This is a genomic window from Agrobacterium sp. S7/73 (assembly GCF_019355535.1).
Taxonomy (GTDB): Bacteria; Pseudomonadota; Alphaproteobacteria; order Rhizobiales; family Rhizobiaceae; genus Agrobacterium; species Agrobacterium tumefaciens.
In genome coordinates this window covers 625,390-642,343 of record NZ_CP072137.1, presented here as the reverse complement: position 1 = coordinate 642,343, position 16,954 = coordinate 625,390, and the positions used below count along the sequence as shown (strand labels likewise).

General features: G+C 60.1%; 14 protein-coding genes. 9 read left to right on the top strand and 5 right to left on the bottom strand.

Translation table 11 applies throughout. The features are described from left to right. Positions 1 to 13 precede the first annotated feature (13 nt). Entirely contained in the window at positions 14 to 643 is a 630-nt protein-coding gene (locus tag J5276_RS17845) for an SGNH/GDSL hydrolase family protein (protein ID WP_065704292.1), read from the bottom strand. 4 nt (positions 644 to 647) lie between these two features. After that, positions 648 to 1,796 (bottom strand): mandelate racemase family protein, encoded by a 1,149-nt coding sequence (locus J5276_RS17840; RefSeq protein ID WP_003511150.1) that lies wholly within the window; start codon positions 1,794 to 1,796, stop codon positions 648 to 650. Between the two features lie 385 nt (positions 1,797 to 2,181). Between J5276_RS17840 and J5276_RS17835 the strand changes: the two genes are divergently transcribed. Continuing rightward, a complete protein-coding gene (locus tag J5276_RS17835; RefSeq protein ID WP_065704527.1) occupies positions 2,182 to 3,210 on the top strand; it encodes an LLM class flavin-dependent oxidoreductase in 1,029 nt (342 codons plus the stop codon). A 61-nt stretch (positions 3,211 to 3,271) separates the two neighbouring features. Here the strand turns inward: J5276_RS17835 and J5276_RS17830 are convergent, their stop codons facing one another. Next, positions 3,272 to 4,579, bottom strand: coding sequence for an NtaA/DmoA family FMN-dependent monooxygenase (locus J5276_RS17830; protein WP_065704290.1), 1,308 nt, complete (start codon positions 4,577 to 4,579; stop codon positions 3,272 to 3,274). Positions 4,580 to 4,938: 359 nt separating this feature from the next. Here J5276_RS17830 and J5276_RS17825 point away from each other — a divergent pair, with 359 nt between their 5' ends. The 8 genes from J5276_RS17825 (at position 4,939) to J5276_RS17790 (ending at position 14,655) form a co-directional block, all read left to right on the top strand. Further along, positions 4,939 to 5,994: an ABC transporter substrate-binding protein gene (locus J5276_RS17825; RefSeq protein WP_065704287.1), complete on the top strand. Its 1,056-nt coding sequence runs from the start codon at positions 4,939 to 4,941 to the stop codon at positions 5,992 to 5,994. 7 nt (positions 5,995 to 6,001) lie between these two features. Then, on the top strand, positions 6,002 to 6,898 hold the full coding sequence (locus J5276_RS17820; protein ID WP_065704284.1) for an NmrA family NAD(P)-binding protein: 897 nt from the start codon (positions 6,002 to 6,004) through the stop codon (positions 6,896 to 6,898). Then, positions 6,889 to 8,058 (top strand): LLM class flavin-dependent oxidoreductase, encoded by a 1,170-nt coding sequence (locus J5276_RS17815; RefSeq protein ID WP_065704280.1) that lies wholly within the window; start codon positions 6,889 to 6,891, stop codon positions 8,056 to 8,058. The genes J5276_RS17820 and J5276_RS17815 overlap by 10 nt, the downstream gene beginning before the upstream one ends. A gap of 93 nt (positions 8,059 to 8,151) precedes the next feature. Continuing rightward, a complete protein-coding gene (locus J5276_RS17810; protein WP_065704278.1) occupies positions 8,152 to 9,351 on the top strand; it encodes a M20 aminoacylase family protein in 1,200 nt (399 codons plus the stop codon). A gap of 34 nt (positions 9,352 to 9,385) precedes the next feature. Then, positions 9,386 to 10,975, top strand: coding sequence for an ABC transporter substrate-binding protein (locus J5276_RS17805; RefSeq protein WP_065704276.1), 1,590 nt, complete (start codon positions 9,386 to 9,388; stop codon positions 10,973 to 10,975). A 296-nt stretch (positions 10,976 to 11,271) separates the two neighbouring features. Then, positions 11,272 to 11,610, top strand: a complete 339-nt coding sequence (locus tag J5276_RS17800) for a DUF3088 domain-containing protein (RefSeq protein ID WP_026330699.1) — start codon at positions 11,272 to 11,274, stop codon at positions 11,608 to 11,610. Between the two features lie 41 nt (positions 11,611 to 11,651). After that, positions 11,652 to 13,247, top strand: coding sequence for an ABC transporter substrate-binding protein (locus tag J5276_RS17795; protein ID WP_065704274.1), 1,596 nt, complete (start codon positions 11,652 to 11,654; stop codon positions 13,245 to 13,247). Between the two features lie 55 nt (positions 13,248 to 13,302). Then, on the top strand, positions 13,303 to 14,655 hold the full coding sequence (locus J5276_RS17790) for an LLM class flavin-dependent oxidoreductase (RefSeq protein ID WP_003511124.1): 1,353 nt from the start codon (positions 13,303 to 13,305) through the stop codon (positions 14,653 to 14,655). A gap of 16 nt (positions 14,656 to 14,671) precedes the next feature. Here the strand turns inward: J5276_RS17790 and J5276_RS17785 are convergent, their stop codons facing one another. Both J5276_RS17785 and J5276_RS17780 read right to left on the bottom strand, forming a co-directional pair. Next, positions 14,672 to 15,643, bottom strand: a complete 972-nt coding sequence (locus tag J5276_RS17785) for a LysR substrate-binding domain-containing protein (protein WP_065704272.1) — start codon at positions 15,641 to 15,643, stop codon at positions 14,672 to 14,674. Positions 15,644 to 15,662: 19 nt separating this feature from the next. Then, positions 15,663 to 16,901 (bottom strand): acyl-CoA dehydrogenase family protein, encoded by a 1,239-nt coding sequence (locus J5276_RS17780; RefSeq protein WP_019564762.1) that lies wholly within the window; start codon positions 16,899 to 16,901, stop codon positions 15,663 to 15,665. Positions 16,902 to 16,954: the final 53 nt, after the last annotated feature.

Here is a 16,954-nt window from a genome sequence, read left to right as displayed (position 1 = left end):
AGGCTTCGTGTGATCAGCCAAGAATGTCTCTGACCGGAGCGGCGAGCGCCCGGCCGATTGCGGCCGTTGCCAGCGCTTCCAGATGCACGCCATCCACTGGCGAGGCGCTGGCGACCGATCCGGCATCAAAGAAGTGATGCCCAAGTTCGGCGGCGAGTTTGTGATAGAGCGGCGCAAGCCGTAGTGATTGTCCGATATCGCGGCCGCCCGCCGGTTCTCCGGCGGGGCCCGCGACGCAGGGCGGTGGCGCGACGATCAGAAGCTTAGGCACTGCATCTCGCGGCTTGTAGATGAAGGTCTCGACGATTTGCGCCAGCCGCCGCATGCCCGAAACGGCGGCTTCCGCGCGACCGCCATTCACCGGCTTGATGTCGTTGGTGCCGAGCATGACGATGACGAGATCAAGCGGCATGTGGCACGAAAGCGCGACTTCAAGCGCCCGTGCGCCATTGCGGCAGGCCGGGCCGGCATGGTCGTCATAACAGGTGGTGCGTCCGCCAAGTCCTTCGGCATGAACCTTCGCCATTCCGGAAAGCTTTGCCTCCAGCACCTCCGGCCAGCGATGCTCAGGCCGGTGGCGGAGACCCGTTGCCGGGTCTGCGCCCCAGGTGAGGCTGTCTCCAAAGGCGAGCACGGTTTTCATAGCCTTATCTCACCCGGTTGTTGTCGATGAAATCGAAATCGATATCCTCGCCAAGGCCCGGTCGGTCGGGAACGTGAACGAACCCATCGCGGTCCATTGGGTCGGACAAAGACTTCAGATAGTCGTGGCCGTCATCATATTCGAGGAAGGGATGCAGGAGGCCGCGCTCGTACCAGCGGCAATTCTTGGTGGCGGCGACCACATGCAGGTTCATGGCCGTATTGCCATGCACCTCGCATTCCATGCCGAAGGCTTCGGCCAGATGCATGGTCTTGAGCGCCGGCGTGATGCCGCCGACGTCGTTGACGCCGGTGCGAAGAATATCGCAGGCGCCGGCCTTGATCCATTCTGCGCGGTGCCAGTGCTTGCCAGCAGCACTTTCCGGGCCGACGACGGGAATATCGAGATTGTCGGCGAGCCACTTGTAGGAGGAGAGCGACTGCTCATCCATCGGCTCTTCGATCCAGTCGAAGCCGAGCTTTTCAAGGCCACGTCCCAATGCCAGCGCATCGGTGCGGGAATACCAGTGAAAGGCGTCGATCATCAGGCGGATATCGGGCCCGACCGCTTCGCGCACGGCCGCGCAGGCCTTGAGGTCCATCTTCACATCCGGCGCCCAGCTGACGGGCGGCATCCAGGTGTGAAGCTTGATGCCCTTGTAACCGCGCTTCACCAGCGTTTCGGCAAACCGGCCGTAGTCTTCAGGCGTTGCTAGGCCGCCTTCCAGCTCGTCCCCGCACATGATCGAGCCATAGGCGAGCACCTTGTCGCGATAACCGCCGATCAACTTGTATACAGGTTGTCCGAGGCTGCGACCGGCAAGGTCCCAGAGCGCGCAGTCCACCACCGCCAGCGTGCGGTCCGTCAGCTGCGCCGCCGAGCCGCGTTGCCAGTGAGCAAGGTCCTGCCAAAGGCGTTCCCGGTCGCGATAATCCTCGCCGATCAGCACCTTCTTGACGAATTTTTCGATGACATGCGGGCGAACGATTTCCGGCGCTGTGAAGGAATGGCCTTCTTGCCCGTCTTCCGTGCGGATGGTCAGCATGGCCTGTTCCACCTGATGCGCCGGACCCGGATGTGCGTGACCGGCACTGTCCGAGTGCCGACGGGTCGTCGTGCGGAAAACACGGACCTCGACGTCGGTGATGATCATAATTCCTCCCTCATGCAGGTATCGCAGCGTTCGTGATGGCTGCAATGTCATACATGTATGCATTATTTGTCAACATGTATGATAATCTGTATTACATGTTGGGGAGGAAAATCAAGGGCATTCGCGCGGCGCTCGATACGTCGGCGTATTTAAAAGGATGGAGAGGGGACAAAGCGACCGCTCCTTGAGGATTAATCTATAATTTTAGTAGACTACTGAATCGCGCAACGATCTTTCAAAAATCGCCGGGACTATAAAAGACCATGCCGCGCCAGCGATGCCGGTCATCGTGCATTCTGCTTGGGTATGCGCGGTACAGGATGATGGCCGCACCTGCGCTGTCTGAGCTTCATCATGCCTCAACAAACATTCCCGGATGCACACCATGCCTATTTCCCATATCTCGCATTTTGCTTTTCTGGTTCCCGGCAACTATCACGATGATGATCCTGCGCAGGGGCTGGAGGAAACTCTGCAGCTTTTCGAAGCCGGCGAGGCGCTGGGTTATGATAGCGCCTGGGTCCGCCAGCGCCATCTGGAACGCGGCGTGTCCTCGGCCGCCACCTTTCTCGCGGCGGCGTCGCAGCGCACCAAGCGGATTGGCCTCGGCACCGCCGTCATTCAACTGGGTTATGAAAACCCTTTCAGGCTGGCGGAAGATCTCGCCACCGTGGATGTGCTGTCACACGGACGGTTGAATGTCGGCGTCTCTGTCGGCGCGCCGCCCTTCGCCCATCTGATTTCGGATTATGTCGATACGGCGCCCGATGCGGATTACAGCCATGCCCGCGCCGAGAAGCTCGCCAGGGCCTTGAGATCAGAACCGCTGTCCAGCGAAACGGAGGCGGGCAATGCAGCGGGCGCGCAGGTGCCGCGCCTTCGGCCCTTCGCCAAGGGGTTGACCGACCGGCTGTGGTATGGCGGCGGATCGCAGAATTCCGCTCGCTGGGCGGGGAAGGCGGGATTCAATCTGCTGACCGGCAATATCGTCAGCGGTGAAAATACCGATGATTTTCTGACGGCGCAGGCGGCCCTCGTTGCCCGGTTCCGGCAGGAATGGGCGCATGAGCGCCAGCCGCGCGTCGCCCTTGGCCGCGTGATTTTACCGACGGACAGTGCCAGCCCTTCGACACGCCGCCGTTATGCGGAGTTTGCGGCCGAGCGCGACAAGCGCACGCATACGCCGCATGGTGCGCGCCGCACGCTTTTTCTGCCTGATATTGTCGGGACGACGGATGAAATTCTGGAGAAGCTGTCGCGCGACCCCGTTCTGCCGTTTGTCTCGGAATTCCGTCTGGAACTGCCCTATGAATTCCAGCCGGAAGATTATCGCCAGATCGTGACGGATTTCGCATCTGTGCTGCCGCAGCTTTCCGGCGAAAGGCCGGTTTTGAAAGTGGCAACAGCTCAATAGTGCGTTCACAACGTCGCCATTCCTGCGCCGAGCGTGGGAATGGCGAACGAGGCGAACAGCGTCAGTTTGGTTGAGGCAGGTCGTATCTCTCGCGTATGGTCGTGCCTTCGTATTCGCGCGGATAAACGCCGCGGTCTTGCAGCACCGGCACGACTTGTTCGACGAATTCGGCGATATCGTCAGGGGCACGGGGCGGCTGCAATGTGTAGCCGTCAACCGTTCCGTCCTGCCAGAGATCGATGATGCCGTCCGCCACCTCTTCCGCTGTGCCGAGCAGCAGCCGGTGATGCCCCTCCGAGCGCCGCACGGCCTCGCGGGCGGTGAGCTTTTCATGGGTCAGCAGTTCGGAAAGGCCAAGCCCCATGCCGACAGCCCATTGCCGGTTCTGGTCGGGAATGAAGCGCTCGCCATCCAGTTTCGCATCGGGATCGAAATCGCGGGGATCGATACCGTTTTCCTTGGCGAAGCGTGCCAGAAGACCGTCTTCCGAGCCGGTTCCGCTGTAGAGTTCGTGTTTGCGCAGCGCTTCCTCGCGCGTCTCGCCGAGAATGACGACGAGGCCGGGAACGATGCGGATGCCGGAGGGATCGCGGCCGAAAGACACTGCGCGGTCACGGACCTTTTTGCCAAAGGCCTGGCCGGCGGGACGGGACAATATGTTGCAATAGATAATCTCGCCATGACGTGCCGCCAGATCGATGCCGCCCTCGGAAGCGCCCGCCTGGGCGATGACGGGGTGCCCCTGCGGTCCACGAGGGACGTTGAGCGGGCCTTTGACATGAAAATATTGCCCCTCGTGATCGATGGTCTCGGCCGTCGCCGCATCCCAGAAGCGGTCTTCCGATATCTCGCCTTCGCGGCGCGGATCCCAGCTCGACCAGAGCTTTTTCGCGACATCGAGAAATTCCGTGGCCTTGGCATATCGCTCATTGCGCGGCGGCAGCGGGTCGTTGCCGAAATTGGCGGCGACGTTCGGATTGAAGGAGGAGACGATGTTCACGATCAGCCGACCGCCCGTGACGATATCGATGGATTGCGTTCGTCTCGCAAAATTATAGGGCGAGTTATAGGTGGAGGACACGGTCGCCACGAACCCGATGTCCGGCACCTGTGCGGCAAGCGATGTGGAAAGGATGAGCGGATCGATGGTGTGAAATGGCCGGCTTGTCGGGTCGGTCAGCAATGCCGGGTGATCCGAAAGGAAAACGGCGTCGAACCGGCCTTTGTGAGCCAGTTCCGTCAGTCGCCGGTAATAGCCGATATCGTTGATATCGTGCCGGTCTCCGCTTCTGTATTTCCAGGCATTGGCGAGGTATCCGGTGGTATTGATGCCGACATTGAGATTGAGCCGGCGTTTGTTCGTGCTCATGCTGCCACTTTTTCTTTCAGGTCTGTTGGATTGCCGGCTTGCGGGTCCGGCGCAATTGCGGGGAAGCGTAACAGCCGGTGTTCCGGTCGCGAGTTAAAAATCCTTGCTGTCAGGAGAAGAAAAACTTCCGAGCCATGGCCGACGCTCCCAAGGAGAGGCTCACATCGCGTGCCGCTCTCAGCCGAAGTATCGCTCGCGAATGACGCCGTTTCCGAAAGGATATTTTACCGGAAGCACGAAGCCATGCTGATATGGAAACGAATTTCCTCAATGGCCTCTCAAATAGTACACTTTATCTATAGAAAATATTTTATGGCGTGTAGCGTGTCGTAGAGATCGCAATTGAGAGGACGAACGCCATGGCTGATGCGGCCCTTCGCCAGATAACCCACCCTGAAACCGTCTGGTACACGCGCTGCCCGGCGCCGACGCCGCTTTCCATCGCGGTGCAGCTTGGCTGGATCGAGGAGAGTTTCGCCGGCCACGGTATTACTGTGTCCTCCATTCGCGATGCGGCGGATCCGGCCATTCGCCAGAGCCATTTCGATCACCGTCTGGACTGGTCCTTCCGTCAGGGCGGCAATATTCCGCCTATCTGGGCAAAATCCGGCGGACGCCAGACGCGTCTGGTGGGGTTGACCAGGACCGACGAGTTTCAGGCGGTCATAGCGCTGCCAGCCAGTGGTATAACAAAGGGCGGCGAGCTGAAGGGCCGGCGCATCGGGCTGCCGAAACGACCGAACGAAACCATCGACTTCCAGCGCGCCACATCGCTCAAGGGCATCGTGTCGGCACTGACCGTTTCCGGCCTTTCCGTGGCGGAGGTCGAGCTGGTCGATCTCACCGCAACCGAGCCGGTGCTGCTCGGACCGCCTGACGACAGGTTCCATGGCCTGCACCGACGGCTGCCCTATGGGGAGGAGATCGCGGCACTGCATCGCGGAAAGATCGATGCGTTTTTTGTCAAAGGAGCGGAGGGCGTCACCGTCGCCAATCTCATTGGCGCGCACGTCGTCGTGTCGACCGGGTTTCACCCCGATCCGAAAATCCGCATCAATAACGGCACGCCACGTCCTTTGACCGTGGATGCCACCTTTGCCGATGAAAGGCCCGATCTCGTCGCCGACCTCGTGGCCACGGTACAGCGGGTTGCCGGCTGGGCGAATGACAATCCGGCGGAAGCGGTGCGTTTCATCGCCCGCGAGATCGGCGTCAGCGAGGAAGCGGTTATCGTCGCCAACGGGGCGGATGTGTACCGAAGCCTGAGGCTCGATCTCGATCCGGCGGAGCTGGATGCGCTCAGCCACTTCAAGGATTTCCTGCTGGAATGGAAATTCATCCCTGACGATTTCGATGTGAACGACTGGGCCGATCCGCGCGCCCTTTCTTTACTGCAACAGGCTGCGGCGAAGTGAGGGCGTCATGACAGCAACCATTCTTGTAACGGGTGCAACCGGCAAGCTCGGCCAACGCGTCGTCAGCCGCCTTTTGCAGAAAGAGGCGAAGGTTAGGGTGCTGACCCGGCGGGGTGAGGACGCGCTCAAGCTTTGGGGCGACAGGGTGGATATTTCGGAGGGTAATTTCTCCGATCCCGCCAGCCTGAAAGAGGCCTCACGCGCAACAGACACGGTGTTCCTGCTTTCCCCAATCGGTGAAACGCTGGCGGCGGACCAGAAAGCGGTCATCGATGCCGCTCTCTCCGCCAGCGTATCGCGGATCGTGAAAATATCCGGCTCCGACTGGACCATCGCCAATGCCGCACGCTCCATCTCGGGTGCCGCCCATGCCGAGGTCGAAAAACATCTGGCCGGGAGCGGCATTGCGCATACGGTGCTGCGGCCGAATGCCTGGATGCAGGTGGCGCTGGAACCCGTCGTCGCAGCACTACGCCAGGGGGAGGATGTGCCCGCCCGTTTCGGCGATGCGGCCGTTTCCTTCATTGATGCCGACGATATAGCCGATGTGGCGGTTCACGCCTTGACTGCGAGCACGTCTGTTTCCGGCGCCTTGGTGCTAACCGGCGGTGAAGCCTTGACGGCACTGGAAATCGCCCGCATCGCGGCCCGTATCCTGCATCGCCCCGTGGGGATATCGCATCATTCCGCTTCCGTTTTTCCGCCGCATATCGGAGCGTTCGAACAGACGGCGATTGGTGAATTTGGCCAACTCATCCGCGAGGGCCTCGCGGCCCCCGTCAACGACAACATCGAGCGGATTACCGGTCGGCAGCCCCGCAGCGTGGAGGCCTATTTGCGCGCCCGGCTGGCAGCGACCACCCCGCAGAGTAATCATTCCGAGGGAGAAAAGACATGGCGCTGACTGTTTCACTGCCTGAAGGTCCCGAACTGAAAAGCCCCACTGATTTCGAAGACAGCCCGCTCAGCCGCGCGGTGAAGCAGCCACTGATGCTGGGGCTGTTCCTCAATCTGCAGGACATCAACTTCTCCAGCCTGCCAACCAGCAATAGCTGGACCTTCGACTACAATGCGGAGCTGGTGAAGCGCGCGGAGGAGCTTGGTTTCGAAATCGCGTTCAGCCGCACGCAATGGCTGCCCAAGGGCGGTTATGACGGAGAATCCTCGCTCGACAGTTTCATCGCACTCGGCGCCATGGCGGCGGTCACGAAGAGTATTCTTCTAATCTCCACCATCCATGTGCTTTACGGTCCCCTGCATCCGCTTCATATCGCGAAATATGGCGCAACGCTGGATCATATCGCCAGGGGACGATGGGGCATCAACATCGTCACCGGCCACCGCGCCATCGAGCATGAAATGTTCGGCTGGCAGCGGATCGACCATGACAAGCGCTACGACATGGCGGGCGAGTTGTTCGATGTGCTGCATCGCCTGTGGGGAGAAACCGAAAACTTCTCCTACGAGGGCAAGCTTAACCCCTGGGCCATCAACAACGGCTGGATAACGCCAAAGCCCGCCTTTGGCCGCCCGCCGCTGGTGACGGCGACCGGCTCGCCGGCCGGTATCGATTTCGCCGCCCGCCATTCCGATCTGGTTTTCGTTACCTCGCCCGGCGGCGCGCATATCGATAGCGCGCTGGAAACGCTTCCCGATCATATCGCCACCATCAAGAACCGCGCCAGGGCCTATGGCCGTCATGTGAAGACGCTCATCAATCCGATCATCGTCAGCCGCGATACGGAGAGGCAAGCGATCGCCTATGCCGACGCCATCGAGGCGGGAAAACCGCAGCCCGGCACCCGTGCCTTTGCGACCAACAATTACGACAGCGACGCCCATGCCTGGCGGGGTCGCGGCGATGCACGCCAAAAGCAGGGGCGCAATCTCGGCGGCAATATCGAAATCATCGGCTCGCCGGAGCAGGTGGTCGAGCAGCTTGTCGGCTTGAAAAAGGCTGGCATCGATGGCGTGCAGCTGAATTTCTACGATTTCCGCGAAGATCTCGAATATTTCGCTGAGCGCATTCTGCCCTTGATGAAGGAGGCTGGCCTGAGGCTCTGACGCCTCTCCCGCCTCAGATTTCCAGTTCTGAAGCTTAGCACTTCGCAATCACAGAGATTGCGAGAACGATCTTTTTTGCCCTGAGGAGATACCGTGAATATTGCCGTCGATCCCGTCAAAACGCCCGCGCCGAAAGTCATAGACCGGATCGGGACCTATGTTCCCGAACTCGTCTCCATCCGCCACGATCTGCACCAGCATCCGGAAATCGGTTTCGAAGAGGTGCGCACCTCCGGCATCGTCGCCGAGAAGCTCACCTCCTGGGGCATCGAGGTGCATCGCGGTTATGGCAAGACCGGCGTGGTCGGCGTGCTGCGTGGCCGTCATGCTGGCAACCGTTCAATCGGGTTGAGGGCGGATATGGATGCCCTGCCGATGCCGGAAGAAACAGGGTTGCCTTATGCATCGGTCTATCCCGGTAAGTTCCACGGCTGCGGGCATGATGTGCACACCACCATATTGCTTGGCACCGCCCGTTATCTGGCGGAAACCCGTGATTTTGCCGGCACGGTGATTTTCATTTTCCAGCCCGCCGAGGAAGGACTGGGTGGCGCACGCGCCATGATCGCCGATGGGTTGTTCAAGGATTTCCCCGTCGATGAAATTTACGGGTTGCACAATTCCTCCCATGCAGCACCCAACCATCTGAAGGTCTCGCCCGGCACCATTCTGGCAGGCGCCGATTTCTTCGATATCCGGCTGAAGGGCAGGGGCGCGCATGCGGCTCACCCGGATGTCTCGCGTGATCCGGTGCCGGCGACGGGTGAACTCATCCAGGCATTGCAGACCATCGTCAGCCGCAATGTGCCGCCGACCGATCCGGCCGTCTTGTCGATCACCCGCATCGAGGCGGGATCTGCCTATAACGTCATCCCCGAAACGGCCTCGATTGCAGGCACGGTGCGGGCCTTCTCCGACAGCGTGCGCGAGACCATAAGGGGCCGAATCCGCACGATTTCCGATCACATTGCCGCCGCTTACGGGCTCACCGCCGAGGTGGATATTCGCGACATATTCTCGGTTCTGACCAATGATGACGCATCGGTGGAGATTGTGGCCGGGGTGGCGCGCGAAGTTCTCGGAGACGAGCGCGTTTCCACCGAGCCCAGCCGCTTCATGGGCAGCGAGGATTTCGCCGACCTCCTGAAACATGCGTCCGGTGCGTTTTTCACCCTCGGTCATTCCGGCACCGTGCCAGCCCATAATCCCGGTTTCATTGTCGACGATGCCATCCTGCCGGTCGGCGCCACCTTGTTTGCCCGGCTGGTCGAAACCCGGCTGAAGCCTGCCTGAAAATTTGAAAACAAGCCTGCAAGAGGAAACATCCATGGATATTACAAGACGTAAGACATTGCTTTTGAGTGCTGCGCTAGGTGCGGCCATGCTGCTGCCATCCGTGCCGGTGCTGGCGGCAGAAACGCCGAAAAAGGGTGGTATTGTCACCCTTGCGGGTCTCGGTGAGCCGACGACGCTTGTGCCGCTTTCCGATTCCAATACGCGAACGCGCGCGATTTCCAGCAAGATCCTGGAAGGGTTGGTACGCTTCGACAGCGAGTTCAAGCCGCATCCGGTTCTCGCCGAAAGCTGGGAAACCTCCACCGACGGGCTGCGCTACACCTTCAAGCTGCGCAAGGGCGTCAAATGGCATGATGGCAAGGATTTCACCGCACAGGATGTGAAATTTTCCCTGCTTGCCTTCAAGAAGGTGGGCCCACGCGGCCGTATCACTTTCGCCAATGTTGCTGATATCGAAACGCCCGATCCGCTGACGGCGGTAGTGGTGCTTTCCAAACCTGCGCCTTATCTTCTGAGGGCGCTGACTGGTGGCGAAACGCCCATTTTGCCGGCCCATGCCTATGCTTCGGAAAACTACAATGAGAGTCCGAACGGCAACGCGCCCGTTGGCACTGGCCCCTTTGTGTTTGAGGAATGGAAACGCGGCAGCTATGTGAAGCTCAGGAAGAACCCGAACTACTGGCAGGCCGATCTTCCCTATCTAGATGGCTTCGTGGCGAGGTTCGTCGCTGACGCGGCCTCCACCACCATCTCGGTGGAAACGGGCGAGGCGGATTATACCGCCGATGTCTCCTACAGCGATCTGGAGCGTTTGCGGCAGAATCCCAAGCTTTCGGTGGAGGTCTATACCGACTCCTATCTCAATAACGCCGCCATATTCGAGTTCAATCTGGAGAACCCGATCCTCGCGAAAAAGGAGGTGCGGCACGCGCTGGCACATGCCATCGACCGCAATTTCATCAACGACGCGATCTTTTTCGGCACGGCGAAACCCGCCGGTTCGAACATTCCAGCGGTATTCACCGCCTATAATGACGAGAAGCCCTTTACCTATCCCTTCGATCTGGCCAAAGCGAATGAGCTGCTGGACAAGGCGGGGTATCCGAGGGGTGCGGATGGCACGCGTTTTTCGCTGCGGCTGGCCTTCCTGCCCTCCGACGTTTTCCGCAAAACCTCCGAATATCTACGCTCGTCCTTCGGCAAGCTCGGCGTGAAGGTGGATATCGTCGAAGGTGATCTCGCGACCTTCATCAAGCGCGTCTATACGGAGCGCGGTTTTGACCTGACGGTGAACGGCATCAGCCGGTTGTTTGATCCGACAGCGGGCGTGCAGCGGCTCTACTGGTCCGATGGCATCAAGAAACCCGCGCCATACGTCAATGCCGCCCACTACAACAATCCCAGGGTGGATGATCTTTTCCGCGCCGCTGCGATTGAAGTGGATGAAACGAAACGGGCGGGGCAGTTCCACGATATCCAGAAAATCACCGGTGACGAATTGCCGAATTTCTCTATCGTCGCCCTGCCGACCGTCATTCTGCGCAACACCAGCCTGCAGTCTCTCGTCACCACCATCGACATTGCCTATGGCGATCTGTCGACGGCCTGGAAGAACGAGTGAGCGTTTTGCATATGGCAATAAAAAACCCGGCAATTTTGCCGGGTTTTTTATTGCTGAAAACGGCCCTCCGGCCTTTTTTCACTATCGCGGGATAACGGCGTTTTCGGGAAAAACGTTGCCTTTGGAACAGGCCGGCAGGAACGGTGATGCCAATTATCGGAACTCTAAAAAAATCAATTTCTTCAATAATTTAGGGCGAAGGAATTCTTCGTTTTGCGGGAAGAATAGCTTTCTGGACCTCTGATTTCTCTGCCTGCACTGTGTCCATGAAATCTCACCCGCACACGATGGATGCCATGGCCAAGGATACGCTTTTTTTGATCGCCCCCGGTTTTGAAGACCCCAAGCACCCCGGTGTCCGGTTCGTCTGCCCGCATTGTAACCAGATCGAAGGCCTGCTTGCCGCCTTTCCGGACCTTGCCGCCGGGATCGATATCCACCGGGTCGGTTTTCAGCGTCCGCGCGAAGCGGTCATCGCCGTCGTGGGTGAGGAAAACCAGTCGTTGCCGCTGTTCGTCTTTACCGGCGATGCACCAGCCGATGCGACGACCAAAGGCGACACGCACTTCATTCAGGACACGAAACGCATTTTGCAAATCCTCGCCGAGCGTCACGGGTTCCCGCAACTGCACTGAGATGCCGCACCCCGCACATCGGATTTTTATCGGAGATAGACATGACCTTTTCCAGACGCCAGTTTCATAAAATTGCACTCGCCGCCGGCGCTTTCGTGGCGCTTCCAGGTGGTTCTTTCGCTGCTGCTGAAGAGCCGGTTTCGGGCGGCACGCTCAAGATCGTCTATTTTCCCGAGCCGACGCAGCTCGTGGCAATCAATACCAGTGCGGGCGGTCCGCAGTTCATTGGCTCGAAGATTTACGACGGGCTTTTGACGTACGATTACGAACTTTCGCCCAAGCCGAGCCTTGCCAAAGAATGGAGCGTTTCCGCCGACGGGCTGGAATATGTCTTTCATCTGCAGCCGAATGCGAAGTTCCATGACGGCAAGCCGGTGACATCGGCGGATGTGGAGTTCTCGATCCTGCGGCTGAAGGAAGCCCATCCGCGCGGCCGGGCGACTTTCTCGCATGTTGAAAGCGTCGATACTTCCGATCCGCTGGTCGCGAAGGTGAAGCTTTCCAAGCCGGCGCCGGGATTGATAACCGCGCTCGCCTCGTCGGAATCGCCTGTTGTGCCAAAGCACATCTTCGAGACCTTCAAGCCGACTGACAATCCAAAACCCGCCCAGATCATCGGCAGCGGCCCCTTCGTCCTGAAGGAATGGGTGCCGGGCAGCCATATTCTTCTGGAAAAGAATGCCGACTACTGGGACGCGTCAGGTCCTTATCTCGACCGCGTCGTCATTCGCCTCATCAATGATGCGGGCGCTCGCGCGGCGGCGCTGGAAACCGGAGAGGGCGACATTGGCCCGAACCCGGTGGCGCTTGCCGATCTGGAACGACTGAAATCCATCCCGACGCTGAAGGTGGATGACCGCATCTACGCCTATGCCGGCCAGCAGAACCAGCTCGTCATCAACCTTGAGAACGAATATCTCAAGGAATTGAAGGTGAGGCAGGCTATTGCCCACGCGATCGACGTTCCGGCGCTGATCGATACCGTGCTTTACGGTTACGCCGTGCCATCGCCCACGCCGATCAGCCCCGGCCTTGCGAAGTTCCACAATCCGGATATCGGTTTTGCCAAATTCGACGTCGCGCTGGCGGAAAAGCTGCTGGATGAGGCGGGCTTTCCGCGCAAGGATGGCGGCAAGCGCTTCAAGCTCAGGGTCACCACCAACCCGTTCAACCCGCAGACCTATTCGGATTTCATAGCGCAGGCGCTTTCCAAGATCGGCATCGAGGCGGATATCCAGAAATTCGATTTCGGCACCTATGTGAAGGTCGTTTATACCGATCGCGCCTGGGACCTTTCAGTCGAATCCCTCTCCAATACCTTCGATCCGACGGCCGGCGTGCAGCGTGTCTACTGGAGCAAGAACTTCAAGATCGGCCTGCCGTTCTCAAACGCCAGCCACTACGCCAATCCGGAAGTGGACCGGCTGCTGGAAGCGGCCGCGGTGGAGCCGGATATCGAAAAGCGCGCAGCCTTCTTCAAGGAGTTTCAGGCCGTCGTCGCCAAGGATCTTCCCGTCATCAATCTCGTTTCGCCAATCCAGCCGGTCGTCGGCAGCGTCCGCATCAAGGATTACGCGACAGGGGCGGAGGGGCTCAGCGGCAATCTCGCCAAAGCGTGGGTGACGAAGGAGGCGTAAGCGCATCCTCACCTCTCGTTTAAAGCCGCGTCAAAGTTGAAAAGGGTTCATCGCCATGAGCAGAAAATCCGAGAAGCTGGTCCTCAATGCGTTCATCTATCCGGGTGGGCACCATGAAGCAGCCTGGCGCCACCCCGAGTCGGAGCCACTGCGCGTCACGGATATAAGGCTCTACCAGGATATCGCCCGCAAGGCCGAGGCGGCAAAGCTGGATGCCATTTTCTTTGCCGATGCGCCGGTGCTGGACGCCAATATCCGCTATGCCGCCCGGCACCGGCTGGAACCGATCACCATGCTGGCGGCCTTGGCGGCCGTCACCGAAAAGATCGGCTTCATTGCGACGGCCTCCACCACCTATTACGAGCCTTACAATCTAGCGCGGCTGTTCGCCTCGGTCGATCATATCAGCGGCGGCCGGGTCGGCTGGAACATCGTGACGACCTCGGCCGATGCGGCGGCCGGAAACTTCAATCTCCAGCAGCATCCGCCGCATGCCGACCGTTACCGGCAGGCGACTGAGTTCGTCGATGTGGTGACGAAGCTCTGGGACAGCTGGGAAGACGATGCCATCGTCGCCGACAAGGAGAGCGGTCTTTTCGCCGATACCGACCGCATCCATCCTGCCAATCACGAGGGCGAGTTCTACCGGGTGCGGGGCGCGCTCAACCTGCCACGCTCGCCGCAGGGCAGGCCGGTCTATGTGCAGGCCGGCTCTTCGGAGGACGGTCGTGGCTTTGCTGCCCGTTATGCCGAGGCAATCTTTACCGCGCATCAAACTCTGGAGAGTGCGCGGTCTTTTTATTCCGACATAAAGAGGCGCGTGGCGGCCACGGGGCGCAATCCCGCCCATGTGAAAATCCTGCCGGGGATCAGCCCCTTCATCGCCTCCACCGAAGAGGAGGCGCGAAAGCTCGAGGCGAGTTTCAACGATCTCATCCAGCCGGCCTTTTCGCTTGGGCAGTTGCAGCGCATTACAGGCATTGATCTCTCATCGGCCGATCTCGATCAGCCGTTGCCGAAGGAGGCGGTGGAAGCGACGCGTGCGCAGGCGGACAGCAGCCGGCATCAGCTGGTTCTCGATGTCATCGACCGGGAAAATCCGACGATCCGGCAATTGCTGCACCGGCTTGCCGGCGGGCGCGGCCACAAGGTGATTTCGGGAACCCCGGAACAGGTGGCAGACTGGATAGAGACCTGGTTCCGTGAAGGTGCTGCCGACGGCTTCAACATCATGCCGCCATGGCTGAATGGCGGGTTCGATATTTTCGTGGACGAGGTCGTGCCGATCCTCAAACAGCGCGGGCTGTTCCGCGAGGACTACGAGGGCGACACGCTGCGTGATCATTACGGCCTGCCCCGGCCGGAAAACATCCATACGACCAGGGAGTTGCAAAGGGAACGCGCCTGATGTGGGACGGGCGTGTTCAGGCGGCGGCTTCGAGAGAGCGTGTATCCTCGCGCAACAAGGCGAGTAGAGATGCGATTTCCGGCAGCCGCCGCCTGTCAGGACTGGTCAGAAGATGATACCGGCTGGCGGTCGGCTGAGGCACACCGAAAGGTGCGATCAGACGGCCGGTTCGAAGCTCTTCGGAAATGAGCGAGTGGCGCGCAAGGCCGATGCCGTGGCTGGACAAGAGTGCCTCTATCAGCGCGGTCTGACGCGAAAAGCGCGGTCCTGCTGCGGAAAGCCGAAGCGGAATGCGGCAGGCGCGCAGCCAGTTTGCCCATTCGAAGGCAGCATCGGTGCCGTTGCCGCGCAACATCGCAAAAGAGATATCCCGAAGCCGCTCGGGTTCACCACCAAGCTGGTAGCGGGTGGCAAAATCCGGGGTGCAGACGGCACTGACGGTGTCGGCAAAAAGCGGTTCGTGAATGAAACCGGGGATTTGTCCGTGGGTGGCGACGATCGCGCAATCGGCATCGAAATGCGTGAGGTCGATGGCGTCGCCCTCGAGAGATTCAATCGAGATATCTACGTCTCCAAGGGCTGGAACGATGGTTCCCAACCGTGGTGCCAGCCATCGGGCCGCAAAACAGCCTTCCGCCAGAACCCTCACCTGCCGCCGGCCGCCGGAGGCCATGAGATCGGAAAGACTGCCGATCATCGTCTCGAAAGCGTCCGCAAGGCCGGGGTAAAGCGTGCTGCCGGCCTCGGTCAGCACCAGCTCGCCGCGCTGGCGGCTGAAGAGTGTTTGCCCGAGATGGGTTTCCAGAATGCGCACCTGCTGGCCGATTGCGGCAGTCGAGACATGCAGTTCTTCCGCCGCCCGCGAGAAGCTGGCGTGACGCGCGGCCACGACAAATGCGCGCAGGGCCGTCAGCGGCGGCAGCCGGGAAAGCGTCGGCAACCGGAAAGCCGCTCTTGCGACCGAAGGAGGGATGAATTCCGTTCTCATGGCCGTTTTCCCTTTATCGCTAGAATACCCGGCCTTCCCTGAGGTGCGTCGTGGTGCCGTTGAGATAATAGTCGCCGATGACACGCGCCTTGTGGGCAAGCGGATTGTGGTTGTAGACCGTGCGGATGTTGCGCCAGTGGCGGTCGAAATTCCGCTCGCTGGACGTCGCCGATCCGCCGCCGAGTTCGTAAAGGTTGGTGGCGACCGTTAGTGAAAGCTGCGATGCGATGATCTGGGTACGGGCGGTGGCGAGAGAACCTTCCAGCAAAGCCGCTTCTATCGCCTCTTCGTCGCCGCTGGAAAAGGCGGCGGCGGTCCTGTCGAGCGTTCTTGCCGCCTCGCGGATCAGCGTCTTGACGGCGAAGGCACCGGCGCTGATCTCGCCGAGCATCTTCTGCACAAAGGGGTCCTGATTGGCGGTTTCGGCGCTGCTGTGGAGCGTGGTGCGCGCCTGGCGCAGAACATAGTCGATGCCATCGTTGAGTGCACCCTGAACGGCACCGGCGGCAGAGGCAGCGAGGTGCAATTGTCGCATGGCCGAGCTGTGGCGCCCGATCTGGCTGCCGAGCTTGCGGGTCGTCAGTTCATGCGGGAGCACCTCGACATTTTCAAGCAAAACGCCGCCGCTTGCCGTCATGCGCTGGCCCATGCTGTCCCAGTCGTCGAGGATGGTGATCCCGGGCCGATCAAGCGGAATGAGGACGCCGATCGGCTGTTCGTCGTCGCCGACAGCGCTAAAGGTGCCGAAATCTGCGAAGGCGGTGCCGGTCGCATACCATTTGCGGCCGTTCAGACGATAACGGTCGCCATCGGCGCTGAGGCGCGTGGTGATTTCGCCGGGACGTTTGGTGCCCTGTTCCGTGCTGGCGCCCGCAAAGAGCTTGCCGGTGAGGACATTTTCGAGGTGCCGCCGATCCTCGAGCTCGATCGGTGTGAGAGCGAGGTTTTCTGTGAAATTGAAATGGCTGCGGAGTGCGTGCGGAATATTGCTGTCGGCTTCCCCGAGGATCATCAGGACTTCTATATAGTCCGCAATCGAGCCTCCCGGCCCGCCTTTGGCCTCGGGGATGCGCAGCGTGCCGATCCTGGCTTCTTTGATCAGGCCGAAGATTTCGAAGGGAAGTTCCCGCTGACGCTCACGGCGAGCGGCATCCTTGGCGGCAACAGCCGCAATGTCCCTGGCGCGGGCCAGAATGTCGTCTCGGCTCGGCACGCTGGAATTATCGGTGGTTGCGGTCTGTATTTTAGGATTGGACATTGCGGATTTCCCTGAGCGGATGTGATGACCTGCGGCACGGTCGCGCCGCAGGC